The 22,498-nt window shown below is 43.4% G+C and carries 24 protein-coding genes; 19 read left to right on the forward strand and 5 right to left on the reverse strand.

The window, feature by feature from the left end; all coding sequences use genetic code 11:
- Window position 1 precedes the first annotated feature (1 nt).
- The 13 genes from M1D69_RS09625 (at window position 2) to M1D69_RS09685 (ending at window position 12,810) form a co-directional block, all read left to right on the forward strand.
- Window positions 2–1,195, forward strand: coding sequence for a CCA tRNA nucleotidyltransferase (locus M1D69_RS09625; protein ID WP_458103903.1), 1,194 nt, complete (start codon window positions 2–4; stop codon window positions 1,193–1,195).
- Complete coding sequence (locus tag M1D69_RS09630; RefSeq protein ID WP_458103902.1) at window positions 1,180–2,163, forward strand: biotin--[acetyl-CoA-carboxylase] ligase; 984 nt, start codon at window positions 1,180–1,182, stop codon at window positions 2,161–2,163. Before M1D69_RS09625 ends, M1D69_RS09630 begins: the two co-directional genes overlap by 16 nt.
- Before the next feature lie 239 nt (window positions 2,164–2,402).
- Window positions 2,403–3,236 (forward strand): 3-methyl-2-oxobutanoate hydroxymethyltransferase, encoded by an 834-nt coding sequence (gene panB / locus M1D69_RS09635; RefSeq protein ID WP_305934396.1) that lies wholly within the window; start codon window positions 2,403–2,405, stop codon window positions 3,234–3,236.
- A 1-nt stretch (window position 3,237) separates the two neighbouring features.
- The gene (panC, locus tag M1D69_RS09640; RefSeq protein ID WP_458103901.1) at window positions 3,238–4,098 is read left to right on the forward strand and encodes a pantoate--beta-alanine ligase; all 861 of its coding nucleotides are present in this window, start codon (window positions 3,238–3,240) and stop codon (window positions 4,096–4,098) included.
- Between the two features lie 2 nt (window positions 4,099–4,100).
- Window positions 4,101–4,484: an aspartate 1-decarboxylase gene (gene panD, locus M1D69_RS09645; RefSeq protein WP_044156733.1), complete on the forward strand. Its 384-nt coding sequence runs from the start codon at window positions 4,101–4,103 to the stop codon at window positions 4,482–4,484.
- A 125-nt stretch (window positions 4,485–4,609) separates the two neighbouring features.
- Window positions 4,610–7,405 carry an ATP-dependent DNA helicase DinG gene (gene dinG / locus M1D69_RS09650; protein ID WP_458103900.1) on the forward strand — a complete coding sequence of 932 codons (2,796 nt, stop codon included), beginning with the start codon at window positions 4,610–4,612 and terminating at the stop codon, window positions 7,403–7,405.
- A 140-nt stretch (window positions 7,406–7,545) separates the two neighbouring features.
- Window positions 7,546–7,716, forward strand: a complete 171-nt coding sequence (locus tag M1D69_RS09655; RefSeq protein ID WP_003225588.1) for a YpmA family protein — start codon at window positions 7,546–7,548, stop codon at window positions 7,714–7,716.
- An 8-nt stretch (window positions 7,717–7,724) separates the two neighbouring features.
- Window positions 7,725–8,210, forward strand: coding sequence for a cell wall elongation/penicillin-binding protein regulator TseB (gene tseB, locus M1D69_RS09660; protein WP_024121839.1), 486 nt, complete (start codon window positions 7,725–7,727; stop codon window positions 8,208–8,210).
- Window positions 8,211–8,232: 22 nt separating this feature from the next.
- Window positions 8,233–9,414 carry an aspartate transaminase AspB gene (aspB, locus tag M1D69_RS09665; protein ID WP_268509220.1) on the forward strand — a complete coding sequence of 394 codons (1,182 nt, stop codon included), beginning with the start codon at window positions 8,233–8,235 and terminating at the stop codon, window positions 9,412–9,414.
- Between the two features lie 140 nt (window positions 9,415–9,554).
- Entirely contained in the window at window positions 9,555–10,847 is a 1,293-nt protein-coding gene (gene asnS / locus M1D69_RS09670; protein WP_458103899.1) for an asparagine--tRNA ligase, read from the forward strand.
- Window positions 10,848–10,942: 95 nt separating this feature from the next.
- Complete coding sequence (dnaD, locus tag M1D69_RS09675) at window positions 10,943–11,641, forward strand: DNA replication protein DnaD (RefSeq protein ID WP_458103898.1); 699 nt, start codon at window positions 10,943–10,945, stop codon at window positions 11,639–11,641.
- Window positions 11,642–11,659: 18 nt separating this feature from the next.
- Entirely contained in the window at window positions 11,660–12,319 is a 660-nt protein-coding gene (gene nth / locus M1D69_RS09680) for an endonuclease III (RefSeq protein ID WP_458103897.1), read from the forward strand.
- Window positions 12,316–12,810 (forward strand): YpoC family protein, encoded by a 495-nt coding sequence (locus M1D69_RS09685; protein WP_458103896.1) that lies wholly within the window; start codon window positions 12,316–12,318, stop codon window positions 12,808–12,810. Before nth ends, M1D69_RS09685 begins: the two co-directional genes overlap by 4 nt.
- Before the next feature lie 72 nt (window positions 12,811–12,882).
- Here the strand turns inward: M1D69_RS09685 and M1D69_RS09690 are convergent, their stop codons facing one another.
- Together M1D69_RS09690 and recU are read right to left on the reverse strand one after the other, a co-directional pair.
- A complete protein-coding gene (locus tag M1D69_RS09690; RefSeq protein WP_458103895.1) occupies window positions 12,883–15,627 on the reverse strand; it encodes a PBP1A family penicillin-binding protein in 2,745 nt (914 codons plus the stop codon).
- A 21-nt stretch (window positions 15,628–15,648) separates the two neighbouring features.
- Entirely contained in the window at window positions 15,649–16,269 is a 621-nt protein-coding gene (recU, locus tag M1D69_RS09695) for a Holliday junction resolvase RecU (protein ID WP_044155259.1), read from the reverse strand.
- A gap of 40 nt (window positions 16,270–16,309) precedes the next feature.
- Here recU and M1D69_RS09700 point away from each other — a divergent pair, with 40 nt between their 5' ends.
- Entirely contained in the window at window positions 16,310–17,272 is a 963-nt protein-coding gene (locus M1D69_RS09700) for a DUF2515 domain-containing protein (protein WP_458103894.1), read from the forward strand.
- 26 nt (window positions 17,273–17,298) lie between these two features.
- Here M1D69_RS09700 and sspM read toward each other — a convergent pair whose 3' ends face one another.
- Window positions 17,299–17,403, reverse strand: a complete 105-nt coding sequence (sspM, locus tag M1D69_RS09705; protein ID WP_003225606.1) for an acid-soluble spore protein SspM — start codon at window positions 17,401–17,403, stop codon at window positions 17,299–17,301.
- Window positions 17,404–17,601: 198 nt separating this feature from the next.
- On the opposite strand from sspM, the gene M1D69_RS09710 reads away from it, so the two are divergent.
- Both M1D69_RS09710 and M1D69_RS09715 read left to right on the forward strand, forming a co-directional pair.
- The gene (locus M1D69_RS09710; RefSeq protein WP_458103893.1) at window positions 17,602–17,847 is read left to right on the forward strand and encodes a DUF5446 family protein; all 246 of its coding nucleotides are present in this window, start codon (window positions 17,602–17,604) and stop codon (window positions 17,845–17,847) included.
- A 45-nt stretch (window positions 17,848–17,892) separates the two neighbouring features.
- On the forward strand, window positions 17,893–18,264 hold the full coding sequence (locus tag M1D69_RS09715; protein ID WP_458106173.1) for a YppE family protein: 372 nt from the start codon (window positions 17,893–17,895) through the stop codon (window positions 18,262–18,264).
- A gap of 35 nt (window positions 18,265–18,299) precedes the next feature.
- On the opposite strand, the gene M1D69_RS09720 is transcribed toward M1D69_RS09715, so the two are convergent.
- Window positions 18,300–18,488 (reverse strand): YppF family protein, encoded by a 189-nt coding sequence (locus M1D69_RS09720; RefSeq protein WP_044155293.1) that lies wholly within the window; start codon window positions 18,486–18,488, stop codon window positions 18,300–18,302.
- A gap of 188 nt (window positions 18,489–18,676) precedes the next feature.
- Between M1D69_RS09720 and M1D69_RS09725 the strand changes: the two genes are divergently transcribed.
- Window positions 18,677–19,051, forward strand: a complete 375-nt coding sequence (locus tag M1D69_RS09725) for a YppG family protein (protein WP_458103892.1) — start codon at window positions 18,677–18,679, stop codon at window positions 19,049–19,051.
- Between the two features lie 21 nt (window positions 19,052–19,072).
- Here the strand turns inward: M1D69_RS09725 and M1D69_RS09730 are convergent, their stop codons facing one another.
- Window positions 19,073–19,492 (reverse strand): Hsp20/alpha crystallin family protein, encoded by a 420-nt coding sequence (locus M1D69_RS09730; protein ID WP_458103891.1) that lies wholly within the window; start codon window positions 19,490–19,492, stop codon window positions 19,073–19,075.
- 136 nt (window positions 19,493–19,628) lie between these two features.
- On the opposite strand from M1D69_RS09730, the gene M1D69_RS09735 reads away from it, so the two are divergent.
- Both M1D69_RS09735 and mrfA read left to right on the forward strand, forming a co-directional pair.
- Entirely contained in the window at window positions 19,629–20,135 is a 507-nt protein-coding gene (locus M1D69_RS09735) for a PTS sugar transporter subunit IIA (protein WP_458103890.1), read from the forward strand.
- A gap of 104 nt (window positions 20,136–20,239) precedes the next feature.
- The gene (gene mrfA / locus M1D69_RS09740; RefSeq protein WP_458103889.1) at window positions 20,240–22,489 is read left to right on the forward strand and encodes an ATP-dependent helicase MrfA; all 2,250 of its coding nucleotides are present in this window, start codon (window positions 20,240–20,242) and stop codon (window positions 22,487–22,489) included.
- Window positions 22,490–22,498: the final 9 nt, after the last annotated feature.

The following is a 22,498-nucleotide window of genomic DNA, read 5'->3' on the forward strand; positions in this document are numbered from 1 at the left end:
CATGGAACAAATTTTTATCAAAGCACTTCCCGTGCTCCGCACATTAATTGAAGCAGGCCACCAAGCTTACTTTGTCGGAGGCGCAGTTCGTGACAGCTATATGAAACGAAATATTGGAGATGTCGATATTGCGACAGATGCGGCACCGGACCAAGTAGAACGGCTTTTTAAGCGGACAGTTGATGTCGGCAAAGAGCACGGGACCATTATCGTGCTCTGGGAAGATGATACCTATGAAGTCACTACATTCCGGACTGAATCAGATTATGAAGATTACAGAAGACCGTCAGAAGTGCACTTTATCACTTCATTAGAAGAGGATTTGAAACGCAGGGATTTGACGATTAATGCGATGGCCATGACAGCTGACGGTCAAGTTCTTGATTATTTTGGCGGCAAGAAAGACATTGATCAGCAGCTGATTCGAACGGTTGGAAAACCTGAGGACCGCTTTCAGGAAGATGCGCTTCGTATGCTGAGAGCGGTGCGATTTATGAGCCAGCTCGGATTTACGCTTTCGAAAGAAACAGAAGAAGCGATCATAAAAGAGAAAACACTTCTTTCTCATGTATCAGTCGAACGGAAAACAATAGAGTTCGAGAAGCTTTTACTGGGAAAAGCGTCCCAAGAGGCCATTCAAATGCTTGTACATACGGGGCTTTATGAAGAACTGCCGGGTTTTTATCACAAACGGGAGAACCTGGTGACGGCGAGCGAGTTTCCGTTTTCTCTTCTCACTTCTCGTGAGGAGCTTTGGGCAGCGCTTCTACTTGATCTTCAGTTAGACTTGAAAGAAGCGATGCTTTTCTTGAAAGCCTGGAAGCTCCCTGGAAAAGTGATGAAGGAAGCCGCTCACATTGCCGATACGTTTGGCCAGAGCCTTGACGCTATGTCCATGTACAAGGCTGGTGAAAAAGCGCTTTTATCCGCCGTCAAAATATCAATGCTCCGGCAAACCAAGCAGCTGAACGGCGAGAGACTGAAGGAAGTTAGAGAAGCTTATCAAAGCCTGCCCATCAAAAGTCTGAAGGATCTTGCCATCACAGGGCGGGATTTACTTGCACTGCGAAACCAGCCCGCTGGAAAATGGGTGTCTGAAGAATTACAGCGGATAGAGCAGGCTGTTGTAACGGGAAAGCTCTCCAATCAGAAGGAACACATAGAGGAGTGGCTGAAGACATGCGATCAACCTTAAGAAACGATCTTATTGAATTATTTTCTCAGGCCGGAAGCGAGTTTATTTCCGGCCAAAAAATCAGTGATGCTCTCGGATGCTCGAGAACAGCTATATGGAAGCATATTGAGGAGCTTCGCAAAGAAGGCTATGAAGTGGAGGCTGTCAGAAGAAAAGGGTATCGGCTTATCAAAAAGCCTGGAAAACTCAGTGAAAGTGAAATTCGGTTTGGGCTGAAAACAGAAGTGATGGGCCAGCATCTTTTTTATCATGACGTCCTTTCATCCACTCAAAAAAAGGCTCATGAGCTTGCTAATGATAACGCGCCGGAGGGCACTCTCGTTGTCGCAGATAAACAAACAGCCGGCAGAGGGCGTATGTCAAGGGTGTGGCATTCTCAAGAAGGAACAGGCATCTGGATGAGCCTGATTTTGCGTCCGAACATTCCGCTTCAAAAAACACCTCAGCTTACGCTTCTTGCTGCGGTAGCTGTTGTGCAAGGAATAGAGGAGGCAACAGGTCTCCAAACGGATATTAAATGGCCTAATGACATATTAATTCACGGAAAAAAAGCAGTCGGCATTTTAACTGAAATGCAGGCGGAAGAAGACCGCGTCCGTTCAGTCATTATTGGAACAGGCATAAACGTTAATCAAGAGGCCGATGATTTTCCCGAGGAGCTAAAGGAAACCGCAACGAGCCTTAGTCAGGCAGCCGGTGAAAAAATAGATCGGGCCAGCGTCATGCAGCATATTTTGCTTTCTTTTGAAAAACGGTACCGCGATTATTTAGCGCATGGTTTCACGCCGATTAAACTTCTGTGGGAAAGCTATGCGCTTGGAATCGGCAGTGAATTAAGAGCAAGAACGCTAAACGGAACATTTTATGGGAAAGCTTTAGGAATAGACGAAGAGGGTGTTCTTCTTTTAGAAACAAAGGAAGGCATAAAAAAAATCTATTCGGCAGATATCGAAATGGGTTCATTGTAGTTGGTACAAGCCTGTTGATTTTGATATACTTCCATTGGGCAGTATCGCCTGCGAACTGCACCTATTCATAAAAAATAGATAGACATTGCAGCAGTCTGCCTTGATCCAAAAAGGACTGGGACAGAGGGATGAAACTCGCCGAACTTTAGAAAGTGAAGAATCCTTCTCGTATAGCGGAGGTTTTTTGGCTTGTATAAGAAACGGCAGCTCATCTCCTCTAAAAATGAGGAGGAGAAAAAGTGAAAACAAAACTTGATTTCTTAAAAATGAAAGAAAATGAAGAACCGATTGTCATGCTGACGGCTTACGATTATCCGGCAGCCAAGCTTGCTGAACAAGCGGGAGTGGATATGATTTTAGTCGGCGATTCACTAGGAATGGTCGTGCTAGGCCTTGATTCAACTGTCGGCGTGACAGTTGCTGACATGATCCATCATACGAAAGCGGTCAAAAGAGGTGCGCCAAATACATTTATCGTAACCGACATGCCGTTTATGTCCTACCACTTGTCTAAAGAGGATACGCTGAAAAATGCCGCAGCTATCGTTCAGGAAAGCGGAGCCGACGCGCTGAAGCTGGAAGGCGGTGAAGGAGTGTTTGAATCCATCCGCGCCTTGACGCTCGGTGGCATTCCTGTTGTCAGTCATTTAGGGCTGACACCGCAATCAGTCGGTGTATTAGGCGGATATAAAGTACAGGGCAAAGATGAACAAAGCGCCAAGAAATTAATAGAAGACAGTATAAAATGTGAGGAAGCGGGAGCCATGATGCTTGTGCTTGAATGTGTACCTGCAGAACTCACGGCAAAAATCGCAGAAACATTATCCATTCCTGTCATTGGAATCGGAGCTGGTGTAAAAGCGGACGGACAGGTTCTTGTTTATCACGATGTTATCGGCCATGGTGTTGTTAGAACACCTAAATTTGTGAAACAATATACGCAAATTGACGGCACGATAGAAACAGCAATCAGTGGGTATGTCCATGATGTAAGACATCGTGCTTTCCCTGAACAACAGCATTCCTTTCAGATGAATCAGGCAGTCCTGGAAGGCTTGTACGGAGGAAAATAAGATGAAGCAGATTACAGATATCTCACAGCTGAAAGAAATCATTACACAATATCAGTCAGAAGGCAAAACAATCGGATTTGTTCCGACGATGGGATTTCTTCATGAAGGACATTTAACCTTGGCAGACAAAGCCAGACAAGAAAATGACGCCGTCGTTATGAGTATTTTTGTAAATCCGACGCAATTCGGTCCCGGGGAGGATTTTGAAGCGTATCCGCGCGATCTCGAACGTGATGCCGCTCTTGCGGAAAATGCCGGCGTTGATATTCTTTTCACTCCTGATGCCCGTGACATGTATCCCGGCGAAAAAAATGTAACGATACATGTTGAGAGACGTACAGAGGTTTTATGCGGGCGTTCAAGGGAAGGACACTTTGACGGAGTTGCCATCGTGCTGACGAAGCTGTTCAATCTTGTTAAACCGACACGCGCTTATTTTGGTTTAAAGGATGCGCAGCAGGTGGCAGTTGTTGATGGTTTAATCAGTGATTTCTTCATGGATATTGAACTGGTTGCTGTAGATACGGTCAGAGAGGAAGACGGGTTAGCCAAAAGCTCCCGGAATGTGTATTTAACGGCTGAGGAAAGAAGAGAAGCACCTAAGCTTTACCAAGCCCTTCAGACGAGTGCCGAGCTGATCAGAGCAGGTGAGAGAAATCCTGAAGCGGTCATCAATGCTGCAAAAGACATCATTGAAACGACAAGCGGCAGAATTGATTATGTTGAGCTATATTCTTATCCGGAACTTGAGCCTGTGAACAAGCTCGAAGGAAAGATTATTCTGGCTGTAGCAGTTGCATTTTCAAAAGCGCGTTTAATAGACAATATCATTATTGATATTCGAGAAATGGAGAGAATATAATGATGTATCGCACGATGATGAGCGGAAAGCTTCATAGAGCTACAGTTACAGAAGCAAATCTTAACTATGTGGGCAGCATTACAATTGATGAAGATCTGATTGATGCGGTAGGAATGCTTCCTAATGAAAAAGTACAAATTGTGAATAATAACAATGGAGCACGCCTGGAAACGTACATTATTCCCGGTCAGCGCGGAAGCGGAGTCATCTGTTTAAACGGAGCTGCCGCACGCCTTGTACAGGAAGGCGATAAGGTTATTATTATTTCCTACAAAATGATGTCTGATCAAGAAGCGGCAAACCATCAGCCGAAAGTTGCCGTTTTGAATGACCAAAACAAAATTGAACAAATGCTTGGACAAGAACCTGCCAGCACCATTTTGTAGATATACCGCCCCCTTTATCGGGGGTTTTCGTTTAAGATTTTCAGCGTAAAACGGTTTTGCCGCTCCATTTCCGTACAAAACGTGTTACACTTTTGTCGTATGCAAGAATTGAGGTGTCCATTTTAATGAAAAAGCAACGGTTCGTTGTTATAGATGTAGAAACAACAGGGAATTCGCCAAAAAAGGGCGATAAAATCATTCAAATTGCAGCGGTTGTAATTGAAAATGGACAAATTACTGAGCGGTTTTCAAAATATATTAATCCAAATAAATCCATTCCGGTTTTTATTGAACAGCTTACGGGAATCACGAATCAAATGGTAGAAAATCAGCCGCCGTTTAAAGCAGTGGCTGAAGAAGTGTTTCATTTGCTTGACGGCGCTTACTTTGTCGCCCACAATATCCATTTTGACCTCGGATTTGTGAAGCATGAGTTACATAAAGCGGGTTTCCAGCTCCCAGATTGTGAAGTGCTGGATACTGTTGAGCTCTCCCGTATCGCATTTCCGGGATTTGAGGGATATAAGCTGACTGAATTAAGCGAAGAGCTTCAGCTGCGGCATGATCAGCCGCATCGAGCTGACAGCGACGCTGAAGTCACAGGACTTATTTTTTTGGAAATTCTTGAAAAGCTAAGGCGGCTTCCTTATCCGACATTAAAGCAGTTAAGAAGGCTGTCACAGCATTTTATCAGTGATCTGACGCATTTGTTAGATATGTTCATTTATGAAAACAGACATACAGATATGCCAGGCTTTACGCGTTTTTCATCTTTTTCTGTCAGAGAACCTGAACCTGTGATTGAACGTCTCAAAGAAGATGAAGAATTTCTATTTGAGATGGAAAATTGGGCAGCAGGAAATGAAAAAGCGCTCTCTGAGTTCATGCCCCAGTACGAAAAAAGAGAAGGCCAAATGCTGATGATGAAAGAAGTGGCTGATGCCTTTGCCAATCGTGAACACGCGCTGATTGAAGCTGCCCCGGGAATCGGAAAAACGATCGGCTACCTGATTCCGGCCGCGCTTTTTGCTAAAAAGTCAAAAAAGCCGGTCGTCATCAGCACGTATTCAACCCTTCTTCAGCAGCAGATTTTGACGAAGGATTTGCCGATCATTAAAGATATGTTCCCTTTTTCGGTGACTGCGGCTATTTTAAAAGGTCAATCGCATTATCTGTGCCTTTATAAGTTTGAGCAGGTGCTTCATGAGGAAGACGATAACTATGATGCCGTTTTGACAAAAGCCCAGCTTCTTGTTTGGCTGACAGAGACAAACACGGGAGATGCAGCAGAACTGAATTTGCCGTCAGGCGGAAAACTGCTGTGGGACAGATTGGCATATGATGATCATTCTTATAAACGAAATCAGAGGGATCAAGTGATTGGTTTTTATGAACGGGCCAAACAAAGTGCCATGCGGTCTGATCTGGTGATTACGAATCATTCTCTTCTGCTAACCGATGAGGCAAGCCGGAAAAAAAGACTCCCGGATAGCGGGACTTTTGTAATTGATGAAGCCCACCATTTCGAACGTGCTGCCAGCGAACATTTAGGAAAAAGAGCAACTTACATAGAACTGCATACAAAATTGAGCAGAATCGGGACGCTGAAAGAGCAGGGGCTTCTGAAAAAAATGAGACAGCTTTTCCAGCGCCACAGCCTGCCGGTGGATTCATTTTTCGAAGTGGAGGAGTGGATTCAGCATATTCAGGCGGAAAGTGACGCGTTTTTCAGCTCTGTGCATTCTTTTGTCAAACGAAGAAAACCTAAAGAAGACTTAAACCGTCTTGTCTTTAACGTGAACAAAAAAAGTCACGATAAAGGATGGCCTATTTTAACGGATGGAGCGGAAAGGCTTTGTTCTATGCTGACGCATTTGCAGCAGCTTTTCGAGACCCAGACGGCTCTGATGGAAGAACATCTGACGGCTATGAAAAGCAAAAATGCTTTTTTGGCCGATGAATATAATAGAAGCATGAATGATTTGGGGGAGTACTGCCAGACTCTAAATCAGCTGTTCTTTGGCTCAGATGACAATGAAGCGGTTTGGATTGAGATAGATGCTAAAGGTGCGAAGAATGCAGTAGCTATATATGCGCAGCCGCTGGAACCGGGCGAGCTTCTTGCTGATCAGTTTTTTGCCCGGAAAAACAGTGTCGTTCTTACATCTGCAACCCTAACGATAGAAAATTCGTTTCAATTTATCATTGAGCGTTTGGGGTTAAGCGACTTTTTCCCCCGCACAATGAGGATCGCGTCGCCTTTTTCTTATGATGAGCGGATGCAGGTAATGATTCCAAAAGAAATAAAATCGATCCAAGATACGGGGCAGACTGAATTTATACAGGATACCGCACGTTATATCGAACTGATGGCAAAAGAAAAACAGCCGAAAATCCTTGTGCTGTTTACGTCTCATGACATGCTGAAAAAAGTGCATCAGGAACTCAAGCTCGCCATGAGTGTTTCAGGCATACAGCTTTTGGCTCAGGGCATAACCGGCGGCAGTCCTGGAAAACTGATGAAAACGTTCAAAACAGCCAATCAGGCCATTTTGCTTGGAACGAATCATTTTTGGGAAGGCGTTGATTTCCCTGGCGATGAGCTGACGACAGTGATCATCGTGAGACTTCCTTTCCGTGCTCCGGATCATCCGCTGCACGCTGCAAAATGTGAGCTGGCGAGGAAAAAAGGGCGCAATCCGTTTCAAACGGTCTCACTGCCGGAAGCGGTGCTGACGTTCAGACAAGGAATTGGGCGCTTGCTCCGGACAGCAGGAGACAAAGGAACGATTGTCATATTAGACAGACGGGTCAAAACCGCTGGTTACGGGCGCCTGTTTCTTGATGCTCTGCCGACAACCGCAATATCTGAAGTGACTGACAGTGAGATTGAAGCTTATGTTGCCGGAAAAAGTGAATAAAAGCCGCATAAAGCGGCTTTCCGGTGTGGGAGTAGGACGTGTTTTATTTGTAAAAGCGGGTTTTTCCGCTCTGTGGTACTAGTATGGCGCGTCCTGAAAAGGAGTATGACTAACAATATTTGTTTTTGGAGGATGAAAAAATGGAAAGCAAAATCGAAATTCTTTCAACAATTAATGTAGAGCATTCGGATGACCTTTATAAAATTGTAGATACGCTGAATCGGACACTGAAAAGAGATAATCTGATGTTCGGTCTTGCGCTTGATGAAGAAAACAAAAACCAAGCCGTTTTTACCATTTATCGTACGTAGGTGAGAAGATGAGAAAAAAAGCATTAATATTTACCGCCATATTTGGTATTATTTTTTTAGCAGTACTTCTTGTCTCGGCAAACATTTATAAATCAGCCATGGCACAAAAGGAAAAGGGGCACGAAGCAGCAGCTGCTGAAGCGAAAAAAGAAACCGACCTCACCAGCGTTGATCAAGTCGAAACATTTGTCGGAAAAGAAAAGTATTATATCGTAAAGGGAACCGACAAAAAAGGCATCAAATTATATGTATGGGTTCCTGAAGATAAAAAAGCAAAAATTCTCTCAAAAGAAGCAAAAGAGGGAATCACCGAGGACAAAGCGGCGAAAATCATACAAGATGAAGGGCTGGTTTCAAAGCAAAAAGAGGTTCACCTGGCAAGAGAAGGGAACGTCCTGCTTTGGGAAGTAACGTACTTAGACAAAGAAGGACAATACAGTTTAAGTTATGTGGACTTTACAACTGGAAAGATTCTCAAAAATATCACGCCTTAAGACGAATTAGGGGGAGTTCAAGTTGAAACTGGCAAAAAGAGTATCCGCATTAACACCGTCTACCACACTGGCCATTACAGCGAAAGCGAAAGAACTGAAAGCGGCAGGCCATGATGTCATCGGCCTTGGAGCGGGCGAACCCGACTTCAACACACCGCAGCACATTATTGATGCAGCTGTACGCTCAATGAACGAAGGACATACGAAATACACGCCTTCAGGCGGTTTGGCTGAATTAAAGAACAGCATTGCAGAGAAATTTAAACGTGACCAGAATATTGAATACAAACCGTCTCAATTGATTGTCTGTACTGGTGCCAAACATGCACTGTATACCCTTTTCCAAGTGATTTTGGATGAAGGAGACGAAGTGATTATCCCAACGCCGTACTGGGTAAGCTATCCGGAACAGGTGAAACTCGCTGGCGGCCAGCCTGTTTATGTGGAAGGGCTTGAGGAAAATCACTTTAAAATTTCTCCTGAGCAGCTGAAAAAAGCGATTACAGAAAAAACAAAAGCAATCGTTATTAATTCACCAAGCAATCCGACTGGCGTTATGTATACGGAAGAAGAGCTGGCCGCGCTTGGCGAAGTATGCCTTGATCATGACATCCTGATAGTATCTGACGAAATTTATGAAAAACTTACATACGGCGGAAAAAAACACGTTTCCATCGCACAGCTGTCTGACCGTTTGAAAGAGCAAACGATCGTCATCAACGGCGTATCAAAATCACACAGCATGACAGGCTGGAGAATCGGTTATGCGGCTGGAGCAGAAGAGATCATCAAAGCGATGACAAACCTTGCAAGCCACAGCACGTCAAATCCGACATCCATCGCGCAATACGGAGCGATTGCCGCATACAATGGACCTTCTGAGCCAATGGAAGAGATGAGAAAGGCATTTGAGCATAGATTAAACACGATTTATGATCAGCTCATTGAAATCCCGGGCTTCAGCTGCGTGAAGCCGGAAGGTGCTTTTTACTTATTTCCGAATGCAAAAAAAGCAGCTCAAACTTGCGGTTTCAAAGATGTAGATGAATTTGTCAAGGCGCTTCTTGAAGAAGAAAAAGTCGCGATTGTTCCAGGCTCCGGATTCGGCTCTCCCGATAATGTCCGGTTGTCCTACGCGACATCATTAGATCTTCTGGAAAAAGCGGTGGAACGAATCAAACGTTTTGTAGAAAAACATAGCTAACGGATCAGAAAGCGGCTGACAAAAAGCCGCTTTTTATCTGCATTGACCCGGTCAGTTAAGACCGGGTATAATAAAGTGATGATAAAAGAGTTCGCGGGGCAAAAGCTTCCGAATGTCTTCTTGTTTTGGAGGGAAATATTTTGAAAACAACAATCAACCAAGTGTACAAGCACGTAGGTGAGGAAGTAACGATCGGAGCTTGGATCGCTAATAAGCGTTCAAGCGGGAAAATCGCGTTTTTACAGCTGAGAGACGGTACAGGTTTTATTCAAGGTGTCGTTGTAAAAGCGGAGGTTGAAGAAAGCATTTTCCAAACGGCTAAATCTGTGACGCAGGAAACGTCACTCTATATAAAAGGAATTGTCAAAGAGGACGAGCGTTCTCCGCTTGGTTATGAATTAGCTGTGACAGATATTGAAGTCATTCACGAAGCGACTGATTATCCAATTACGCCAAAGGAACACGGTACGGAATTTTTGATGGATCACAGACACTTATGGCTTCGTTCAAAGCGCCAGCATGCGATCATGAAAATCCGTAATGAAATCATTCGCGCAACTTACGAATTCTTTAATAACGAAGGCTTCGTAAAAGTGGATCCGCCGATTCTGACTGGAAGTGCGCCTGAAGGAACAACTGAGCTCTTTGCGACAAAATACTTCGATGAAGATGCTTACCTTTCTCAAAGCGGACAGCTGTACATGGAAGCTGCGGCAATGGCATTAGGAAAAGTATTCTCCTTCGGGCCGACGTTCAGAGCAGAAAAGTCTAAAACAAAGCGCCACTTGATCGAATTCTGGATGATCGAACCGGAAATGGCGTTTGTAGAATTTGAAGAAAACCTTCAGGTACAGGAAAATTACGTTTCTTTCATCGTGCAATCAGTTCTTAAGAACTGCAAAATTGAATTAAACACACTAGGAAGAGACACGTCAAAACTTGAGCAAATCAAAGCGCCGTTCCCAAGAATTACGTATGACGAAGCGGTTGATTTTCTGAAAGAAAAAGGCTTTGACGATATCGAGTGGGGAGACGACTTCGGAGCACCTCATGAAACGGCGATTGCCGAGCACTATGACAAGCCGGTTTTCATCACTCGCTATCCGACGTCCTTAAAACCGTTCTATATGCAGCCGGCATCTGACCGCGAAGATGTAGTGCTTTGCGCAGATCTAATCGCGCCTGAAGGCTACGGAGAAATCATCGGCGGTTCTGAACGGGTTCACGACATGGAACTTTTGGAAGCGCGCCTTAAAGAACATGGACTGGATTCTGACGCATATAAATGGTATGCTGAACTTAGAAAATATGGATCAGTTCCACATTCCGGATTCGGCCTTGGATTAGAGCGTACAGTAGCTTGGATCAGCGGAGCGCCTCACGTACGTGAAACAATTCCGTTCCCAAGACTGTTGAACCGTCTGTATCCGTAATACATTTAAATGAAACAAGAAAAAAGAGTCTCCTGCAAGGGAGACTTTTTACAGTAAAGGGGAAAACACTATCCTTTACAGTAAGAGGTGTAACGATGAAAAAACAGCAATTTATTGATATGCAGGAGATGGGGATGTCGACGATCCCCAATCTTTTGCTGACCCATTATAAACTGCTTGGACTTAATGAAACAGAACTGATTCTGCTGTTGAAAATCAAAATGCATTTAGAAAAGGGATCTTATTTTCCTACACCGCATGAACTGCAGGAAGGCATGACGATTTCTGTTGAAGAATGCACAAACAGATTGCGTATGTTTATTCAAAAGGGATTTCTGTTTATTGAGGAAGGCGAAGACCAAAACGGCATCAAGTTTGAGAAATATTCACTCCAGCCTTTATGGGGCAAGCTCTATGAGTATATAGAGCTTGCACAGAATCAAACACAAGAAAGAAAAGCAGAAGGGGAACAAAAAAGCCTTTATACGATTTTTGAAGAAGAGTTTGCAAGACCGTTATCTCCTTTAGAGTGTGAAACGCTGGCCATTTGGCAGGATCAGGATCAGCATGATGCACAGCTGATTAAACACGCTTTAAAAGAGGCTGTATTATCAGGAAAACTCAGCTTCCGCTACATTGACCGGATTTTGTTTGAATGGAAGAAAAACGGGCTGAAAACAGTGGAACAGGCCAAAATCCACAGCCAAAAATTCCGGCGTGTTCAAACAAAACAGAATGAACCGCAAAAAGAGTATAAGAGGCAGGTTCCTTTTTACAATTGGCTTGAACAATAAAGTGAAAAGGTGACAATCGTGTTAAATCTAAAACAAATTGAATTCTGTTTAGAGAAGATAGGCGACATGTTTCCCCACGCGGAGTGTGAACTTGTTCATTCCAATCCCTTTGAATTAGTGGTGGCAGTCGCATTATCTGCGCAATGTACAGACGCACTTGTAAACAGGGTGACCAAAACATTATTTCAAAAATATAAACGGCCGGAAGACTATTTATTTGTTTCTCTGGAAGAGCTTCAGCAGGATATCAAATCAATCGGTCTGTACCGTAATAAAGCAAAAAATATTCAAAAACTGAGTAAAATGATTATTGAAGATTATGGCGGAGAAGTACCAAAGGACCGTGATGAGCTTGTGAAACTCCCAGGAGTTGGCCGGAAGACCGCCAATGTTGTCGTATCTGTTGCCTTTGGCGTACCGGCCATTGCAGTGGATACACACGTCGAGAGGGTCAGCAAGCGTCTGGGAATCTGCCGATGGAAGGATTCGGTGCTGGAAGTCGAAAAGACACTGATGCGCAAGGTTCCTAAAGAAGATTGGTCCGTTACCCATCATCGTCTCATATTCTTCGGAAGATACCACTGTAAGGCACAATCGCCTCGCTGTGCGGAATGTCCATTGCTTTCTCTGTGCAGAGAAGGGCAGAAGAGAGATAAAAAAGGGCTGGTGAAACGATGACGGCAGCGAATGAATTGTTAGCTTCTTATGAGCAATATTTGCGCAGTCTAGGGCACATTGACTCCTCTGATATCAAGGAACCATTAAGGATTAATCCTTTGTATTTTGACTTCTGCGAGACCACGCAAGACATATTGCCATGGGAAAACAGCGGCAAGTACGTTCCGTATCTATTTCAAGTGTGGGAAGAAACAAAAGAATCACTTCTCCCTGTATTTCAAACAAGAAAGTCCAGATGCGACCAAAACGACATGCTTAAAGGTATTGTATGTTTACTGGCTTCATTTCATTGGACAGCGGGTGAGCGGGTGATATCGCTGAATTGGTCAGAACTGACAAAGAAATCTTTTCCGGCTAAGCCGATTAATTGGGCTGAGCGAGTGGAGTTCATTTTGCTGAAGCCGACCCAGTATCATTGCTTTATCCAGCTAGATGAACTTTTTACAGAAATGAAGAAGCATTTCTATAAGCATCACGCGATGAAACGATAAAACCTCCCCTAAAAAGGAGGTTTTTTTGTGCAGAAAAAAGCCACCACCTTTTAAAGGGTGATGGCTTTGTCTTTAATTCGTTTTTTCAGTTGATGATGAATTCGTTTGTGTATTACCAGATGTATTTGTTTTGTTTTTATCTGTATTAGTTCCTGATGAATCATCCGTTGAGTCACCATCTGACGCGTCCTCTTCTTTGCGGCCGTTGTTATTGTTGCTGTTATCGTTAGATTGGTCTTGGTTGCTGTTGTCGGACGGATTGGTGTTCGTGTTGTCTTGTTTTTTGTCTTGATCGTTTGTTGAATCATCTGTCTGATCTTGATCTGTCTGACTGTCATCTGTTTGAGAATCATCAGTTTGTGTGTCATCCTGAGTCTTCTCATCATCTTGATTTTCATCATCCGTTTGCTGCTGGTCTTCTTTCTCTTCATCCTCTTCGGCTTTTGGCACTTCATAGGATGTCGACGCTGAACTTTCGCCATCATCACTGACGGCTGTCACTTCGAATTTGTATACAGAGCCTGGCTGCACGCCCGAAATGACTGCTTCTTTTGCAGAGCTGTTTTGAACTTCAGAGTAGCTGCCGCCATCAACAGATTGCTTAACAGCAAAGGTCGCATCTCCGTCGTACTTCCAGCTTAATGTCAATGATTGATTATCTTTATCATATTTCACACTTAAACCAGACAGTTTTGCTGTTTCCTCTTTTTCTTCTTTCTCATATGTTTTAGAAACAGTAGAAGGGGATGTACCTTTTACAAAGTACTCTGTGACCTTTTTATCGCTTGGCGTATTCGGCCCTGCCAGTTTTGCCGGATTAGAGCCTTTTTCCACAGTCGCTTCCACTACGCTATCAGGTTTCTCAAATGATCCGCTTCCGTCATCGACATCGGCAATGAGCTGGGCGAAGATGCGTTTTGCAACTTTTTGCTCTTCAGTTGAAAGAGATTTCTTTCCAGCTTCGTTTTCTCCCATACCCGTCCAGACGGCTGCTGTATATTGCGGTGTGTAGCCGACAAACCAAGAATCTCGGGCACCGTCGCTTGCGATATTGTACCTTTGGATTTCACTTTCTTCGAAGTTGGTCGTCCCTGTTTTTCCTGCTACTTCCACACCGGGTACTTGTGCAAGCTGTCCGGTACCTGTCTTAACAGCTGTTTTCAGCATATCTGTAATCATAAAGGCTGTATAATCGCTCATTGCTGACTTAGATTTCGGTGTTAAATCAAGCTTTGTTCCATCGTTAAATTCAATAGACTTCACAAAATGCGGTTCATTATACGTTCCGTTATTTCCAAATGCGCTGTATGCTCCTGCCATTGTCAGAGAAGAGACACCCGGGTTGTCATCTCCGAATCCTCCGATAGAATACGATTCATACACTTTTTCCTTATTTAAACCGAGTCCTAATCCGTTAGCAAAATCCACTGCAGTGTCTTTTCCGACTGCTTGGAATGCTTTTAAAGCTGGGATATTACGAGATTGTGCCAGTGCTTCACGCATAGACATTGGTCCTTTATATGAGCGGTCAAAGTCTCGGATCGGTGTTCCATCAGAATACGTGTAAGCTGAGTCATCAATTTGTTCGTATGTGGACCATTTTTTATTTTCAATAACTGGACCGTAGTCGAGAATAGGCTTAATGGTAGACCCAGGCTGTCGCTGAGCTTGGGTCGCGTAATTGTAGCCACCAACCGTAGAATTTCTTCCCGCACCAATCGCGCGGACTTCTCCGGTTTTTGTATCGAGAAGCGAAACACCGCCCTGCATGCCTTCAGTAAATCCGACAGTGTCTCCGTCCATCAATTCATCTAGTTTGTCTTGTGCTTTTGTATCTAATGTTGTATAAATCTTTAATCCGTCAGTACCTGGATTGACATCAGATTTTTCTTCAATTTCTTTCATGACTTCTTCAACAAACGCGCTGTATTTATTTGAATTTGTTTTTTCATATTCTTTCTGTGATACAACGCCTTCATCTTTCACTGCCACTTTTTTCGCTTTGTTATATTGAGAATCAGAAATAAATCCTTGCTTTTTCATGAGACTGAGTACGATGTTCCGTCTTTTTTCCGCTTTATCCGGGTTTTTAACGGGATTGTACGCTGTCGGGCTTTGCGGCATACCCGCAAGTGTCGCAGCTTGTTCCACAGTCAATTTGCTTAAATCTGTGACGCCGAAAAATTCTTCCGCCGCTTTTCCGATTCCGTATGCTCTAGGAGAAAAATAAATCCGGTTTAAATACATTTCTAAAATTTCATCTTTAGAGTAATTGCGTTCAAGCTGAATCGATAGCCAAACTTCTTGGACCTTCCGTTTCAGCGTCTTCTGATGAGAAAGAAGGGAGTTCTTGACGACCTGCTGTGTGATCGTACTTCCGCCTTCAGCCCCGAAGCCGTCTGTAAAGTTGGCGACTAAGGCACCTCCGATACGGACAGGGTCAATCCCGTGGTGCTCATAAAAACGGGCGTCCTCTGTCGCGATAAAGGCTTCTTTTACAACATCGGGAATTTCATCTATCGAGACGTAGGACCGCTTTTCGGAACCGTATTCAGCGATTTCTTTTCCATTTTTATCATAAATTGTCGATGAATAAGGTGTCTTCAATTTGTTTTCGTCAAGTTTTGGCGCATCTGAAATCATGACGGCAAATGTAACTGCACCGCCGACTACGCCTAAAACAAATAGAATGAGTAAAGTGAAAAGGGTCTTTTTAAACAAACCGCCTTTTTTTCGTTTCTTGCCTTTTTTCGGTGAAGGGCTCGACTTGCTGTTCGCTTTACGTCGAGCTTCACGACTCGTAAATTGATCTGACATAACATCTCAACCTTTCGTTAATCAACCTTTCGCACTAGATGATGGCGAAAAATAAAGCTGCTCAATAATACTAATATAATCAATTCTTGGCGCGTATCCAAGTGAAATCGGATAAGCTGCTTCCTCTAACTCATCTTTTCGAATTGATTTTCTGCCGTTTTTCTCTTTTCTTTCCCAGAAATAAAACAGCCTATCGGCTTCTAAAAAATAAACCTGGCCGAAAGCGGATATAATAACAAAACAAATACCGTCTTGAGCCGTTACCTGCTTCATATGCTCAATTTGATGGTCATGGAAATTCTGCAGGGGGAAAGAGGTTTTGTTTTTTGTCTCTTTCGCCTCAAAGTCAATGTACCGCCCTTTATAAATTCCGTTATAATCTGTTGTCGATGATTGTTTAAAATAGGCTTCTTTTATGACTGCAGCGCTTCTTTTTGGATAATGGACATTTACAATTTGAACAGGTGTCGGCTTTTTGTGTATCACGGCAATTTGGTTTGTCAGATAATACTTATTCGTTTCGTTTAAGTCATCTTCGAGGGTCATTCCGCGATTACTGTAAGATGGCGCTCTTTTATGACTGTTTTGGGATGAAACCGGATGTTTCGGCTGAAACGTTTTTCCGTTAGGATACCGAATCACTTTCTCATCCTCCTTATTAAACTATTAGTGACGGAAGTGAATGAACGTGAAAGAACAACAGGCCATCAGAAAGCTTCTTCGCCGGATTGAACGGCAGACGGCAGTCAAAAACGCCGACAATATTTCAAGAACGAATGCTTATAAAGCATTCTATGACCGTCATCCGGAGATTAAATGGTCGCTCTTAGCTTCCTTCGTTTCACGCAATGCCGGCTGGTCAATGACTGATTTAAAGGGCAGTCTGTTTCAGCTCGGTCTGCGTGAGTCACAGCAAAGGTGGTTCTTTTTGGCCTACGAGAGAGCGAATTGGCTCATCTTTTCAGATGCCTATCCGCAGCTTCTTTTGTACCACTGGTCTGTAAAAATCGGGAAGCCCCTGTTCAACTATCTGCAATTGTTTGGGGTATCACAATTTATGACAGAAGAGTGGACCCGGTTTTGGCATGAACGAAACACGGAGCGGCTCATGTATGCTCTCATTATAAATGAACAAAACACTATCCAAACACCTATTATACAAAATCCTTCGTTCAAAAAGAACGTTTTTGGCACGATTCCTTTTTATTTAAGTGACTGGTTTCATTTCAACACCGTTATTTTTCCTTCTTCAGACGGCATTCTTTACGGTATTTCGGTCAAGCGTTTTTCTAAAACCGAAGAAAGGATAAAGCTCGGAAAACAGCTGTCACAATTGCTGTTCAGTCCGGAACTGTTTTCTTCTTTTTATGGCTTTTTGCACACAGTACCGCATACAGGCTCCCGTTTTGATATGGAAAAAATGATCGGAATCACAAAAAGGACATCCCCTATGCTAAGGACATGCTACCCTGAATTAACTTACTCATTAGACGGAAAGAAAACAGATTGGTTTCATGGAAAGATAAAGAAAGGCCTCTTTGCGCGGGAGGCATTGCCTCGGCAGATAGAATTGACCGACTGGTATGTAAACAAAAAACGTCAGCTGCATGCGCTCTTTGCGGTGGAGCATTGGCTGAAGAAATAAAAGAAGCAAGGAATTTCCTTGCTTCCTTACGTAGAAGGACGGTTCGGGCCGCCTAGTTTTTTATCTAAAGAATCGATTGCTTTTGATTCAGTCTTTTTTTGCTGGCCGGCTTTTTTCGGTCTGGTTTTCATACGGCACCTCCTCACAAGTATCGTTTGCATTAAGGGGGAGGATCATACAATTTTTGCGGTTGTTTTTGTCGAAAACTTCAGCTTTCCGTGGAAAACCTGTTTGTTTGGCGATTTGCTTCTAGTTTTGTCAGGAGGAAGGAAAGAGACTGAAGAGCAAAGAATCTTAACCGGGAGAGACGAGGAAAGGGAGGAACACAAATGTCCGGTTACGTAAGCAAGACAGATATTCTCCGAATGCTTTCTGATATAGAAACTGAAATAAACTGTGCTGAACAGAGCCTTAGCCGTTCTATAGATGTATTCGAGGCTGAAATGCGTGAAACGGAGGACGAACGTTTGAGTGTTCTGGAAGAAGAAATCATAGATCTTCATATATGTATAAACGAGCTATACCGATCCCCTCAAGAGAGGTATCCTGTGGACAAGGTATACCGTATCGGCTGAATTTATGAGCAAAATTTGGTACGATAAGCTTTGAGGTGAAGGATGTTGCAATCACAAACATTGCTGAAAGTTACCGAGCAAATGATTGAAGCCGCTGAAACAGGTGCTGCACGATATCAGGAAGGGAAAGAAAATAACCATTCGTACGATTTTTTTGAGACGATTAAGCCTGCTGTGGAGGAGAATGATGCCCTGGCAGCTCACTGGGCGGAAGGGGCGCTTGAATTTATAAAAGCACGCCGCCCGAAATACGTGCATGCTGAGCAAATAGAGACTGCAAAGGATAATTTCCTGGAATTGATTCTTCAGTCATATGTTCATCATATTCATAAAAAGCGATTCAAAGACATCACTGAATCAGTCGTTTACACATTGCAGACAGTGAGGGATGAAATTGCAAGTGAAGACAGCCAATAAAGGCTGTCTTCATTTTTATTATAGGGGGCCGGACGTTAATTCAGCTCATATGCCGGGCTTTCTGCTCCATTTGCTTCCAGAACCTTCATACTGTTACGAAATTCAGTTGCATTGAGGTGTCCTTGAATATAGAGGAACTTGGCAAAGTCCATCAGTTTATTCACACAGTCTGTTTCATATTTCTTCATTTCTGCAAAACGTTTGCTTAAGTATGGTACGTTCATTATGGTGCATCCCCTCTCATCTGTATTGAAAATATGGTATCATAATGATTCGACTTTTTTCTGTTTTTAAAAAATTTAAACTTTCGACACAATTTGACAAACACGCTTGATAGCATCAGACACAAACAAAAGAAATGATTCATACATATATAGGAGAGAAACTGTTGAGTCTAGGGGGGGAAATCGCAATGAAAAGGAGACCTCAAAACGATCCTCGGCAATTGGGTTATTATTATCCTCAGCAAGTGCAGGGATATTATCAGCAGAATGCGCCTGTTCATTCTGAACAGTACGCTCCGCAGCATTACGGACAACAGGAGTTTTATCAGCCGTATATTCCGCCTCAGTCTATGCCTATACAGCCGCCGGTATTTCCTAATCCTTATCCTATTCCGAGACCGAATCAGCAGCAGCCTTCACAGGTTCAAAGTATTATGTCACAATTCAAAAAAGCGAACGGGCAGTTTGACTTTAATAAAATGATGGATACGACAGGCCAAGTCATGAGTGCCATGAATCAAGTCGGCTCATTAATAAAGGGATTTACCAGCTTTTTTAAATAATAGAAGCATGAATGAATCAAATCATTCATGCTTATTTGTTGGGAAGAAAAGCGTCATTGTCTGCTCACTCCATGACGTTTCCATTTTTTCCTGTTGTACCTCATAAGGCAGCTGTACGGTTCTCGTCATGCTTGTTAATGTGGAGGTGTTTTGCTCCTTCTGTTTTTCCTGAAGCGTTACATGGAGGTACCGGGACTTAATGTCGATGAGAATATCACCGTCTCGAAACGTTGCCGGAATTGTGATATCGGCATACAGCCCGTCATCACTTTCTCTGACGTCTATCGTTGTCTGGACATCTTTAAAACTAGAGTCGATCAAGTTTTGAAAACCATGTAAAAGATTTCCTAATGCAGAAGACTGAAACAGATGGACCATTGCTTGATTGATGATCTCTTCTTTCTTAGACAATTCATTCTTTTTGTCATCTTTACGTTCCAAATGAGCCACCGCCTTTTTTTATCAGACTATGCGTTTGTGCCGGATGTTGTTATAAATTGAAGCAAAATTGAAAGTGTGGTTAAATAGGTGGTGAATGAAGGGATAACGGTTGATGAATTGGAAGGGAGATAACACATTGCTGAAAAAATTATTCGGAATGGGAAAATCAGAGGAAAAAATTGCGGAAGAGGTCATCTATTCTCCGGCAGACGGGACGGTAATGGATCTGACAGATGTGCCGGATCCTGTTTTTTCACAAAAAATGATGGGCGAAGGAATTGCAGTTGAACCCTCTAATGGTGAGATTGTTTCACCTGCTGAAGGTGAAGTGATTCAGCTGTTTCATACAAAACACGCCGTGGGCATCCGGACACGTTCGGGAATCGAGCTGTTAATTCACGTCGGATTAGAAACCGTAAATATGAATGGAGAAGGATTTAACGCTCATATTAAAGAAGGTGACAAAGTAAAGGTCGGCGACCCGCTCATCACGTGTGATTTGGAGTTAATAAAAGAAAAAGCGAGCAGCACAGTCATCCCAATCGTCATTATGAATGGGGAAGCTGTGGAAGCAATAGAGCCTGCAGGCGAAAAGGCTGCGCAAAAAGGCGAAACAAAGCTGCTCACGATAAGAGCGAAATAAGCAGGGCGGATGCCTTGCTTTTTTGTTGTCCGATTGTATAAAATTTGCACCTAGCCATGCAAACAAATATTCGGTAAACTGTACTTGATAAAGAGGTGTAAAGAATGAAAAAGAAATCACTGACTGAACTCATTTCTGAATTGAAAGGAAATGAAAACGTTGTGAACTGGCATGAAATTGAGCCTCGTGAAGCAAGGACAAGGCCGATGCCTGAACGTATAGATGAGAGACTCAAAACAGCCCTTTCCAAAAGAGGAATTGATGCCTTATATACCCACCAATATGCCGCTTTTCAATATGTGCAAAAAGGTGAAAGCATTGTAACTGTAACGCCTACGGCATCCGGGAAAACATTATGCTATAACCTGCCTGTCCTGCAATCTATCGCTGAGGACGATACAAACCGGGCGTTATATTTATTTCCTACTAAAGCGCTGGCCCAGGATCAAAAAAGTGAGCTCAATGAAATCATTGATGAGATGGGCATTGATATTAAAAGTTTTACATATGACGGAGATACATCTCCGGCGATCAGACAAAAAGTCAGAAAAGCAGGGCACATTGTGATTACAAACCCTGATATGCTTCACTCGGCAATTCTTCCGCATCATACAAAATGGGTGAGTCTGTTTGAAAACCTTAAATATATTGTGATAGACGAACTGCACACGTATCGCGGTGTATTCGGAAGCCATGTGGCAAATGTAATCCGCCGGCTGAAACGGATCTGCCGGTTTTATGGAAGTGACCCGATCTTTATTTGTACCTCGGCAACGATCGCGAATCCGAAGGAATTGGGAGAGCAGCTGACCGGAAACTCAATGAGGCTGGTTGATGACAACGGTGCGCCAAGCGGACGGAAGCACTTTGTATTTTATAATCCGCCAATTGTTAATCAGCCGCTTAACATCAGAAAAAGCGCAACAGTAGAAGTAAACGAGCTGGCGAAAGACTTCCTGAAGAACAAAGTGCAGACCATTGTATTTGCCAGAAGCAGAGTCCGTGTGGAAATTATTTTAAGCCATATTCAGGAACTGGTGAAAAAAGAGATCGGGGCAAAGTCTATCAGAGGCTACCGGGGAGGATATCTTCCGAAAGAACGAAGAGAAATCGAAAGAGGACTGCGAGATGGCGAAATTCTTGGGGTTGTCAGCACAAATGCGCTGGAGCTCGGGGTTGATATCGGTCAGCTGCAGGTCTGTATCATGACCGGTTATCCCGGAAGTGTGGCAAGTGCGTGGCAGCAGGCGGGAAGAGCCGGCAGAAGACACGGTGAGTCCTTGATTGTCATGGTGGCTAATTCAACGCCGATTGACCAGTATATTGTGCGCCATCCTGAATACTTTTTTGACCGTTCGCCGGAATCAGCAAGAATCAACCCGGAGAATCTAATTATTTTAGTTGATCACTTAAAATGCGCTTCTTATGAACTTCCTTTTAAAGCCGATGAAGAGTTTGGGCCGCTGGACGTCAGTGATATTCTCGAGTACCTTCAGGAAGAAGGTGTCCTGCACCGCAATGGGGAACGTTATCATTGGGCAAACGAATCGTTTCCTGCTTCCAATATCAGTCTGCGTTCGGCTTCACAAGAAAATGTGGTCATTGTCGATCAAACGGATATTGCGAATGTGAGAATCATCGGTGAAATGGATCGGTTTAGTGCGATGACGCTTCTCCATGATGAAGCGATTTATTTGCATGAAGGCGTGCAATTCCAAGTGGAAAAGCTTGATTGGGATCATAAAAAGGCTTATGTCAGAAGAGTTGATGTGGAATATTACACGGATGCCAATCTGGCAGTCCAGCTGAAGGTGCTGGAAATTGACAAGACAAAAGAGAGGAGCCGTACATCCCTACATTACGGCGATGTTACGGTAAATGCATTGCCCACTATTTTTAAAAAGATTAAGATGACTACTTTTGAAAATATCGGATCAGGCCCTATCCATTTACCGGAAGAAGAACTCCACACGAGTGCGGCTTGGTTTGAAATCAAAACAATTGATGAAGACATTGGAGAAAAGACACTCGAACAGCTGCTTCTCGGCATATCGAATGTATTGCAGCATATTGTCCCTGTGTATATTATGTGTGACCGAAATGATGTCCATGTCGTTTCGCAAATCAAAGCTGCCCATACCGGTTTGCCAACGGTATTTTTGTATGACCATTATCCGGGCGGAATCGGCTTGGCAGAAGAAGTCTTTAAACGGTTTGCTGACATTAATGAAGCGGCTAAGCGGCTGATAAAACAATGTCCTTGTCATGATGGCTGTCCGTCTTGTATAGGTACTGAAATAGAAGGAATAAAAGCCAAGGAACGAATTTTGCAGCTGTTGGACCAAATGTCATAAGGAAAGGAG

The organism is Bacillus sp. PK3-037 (genome assembly GCF_054161355.1).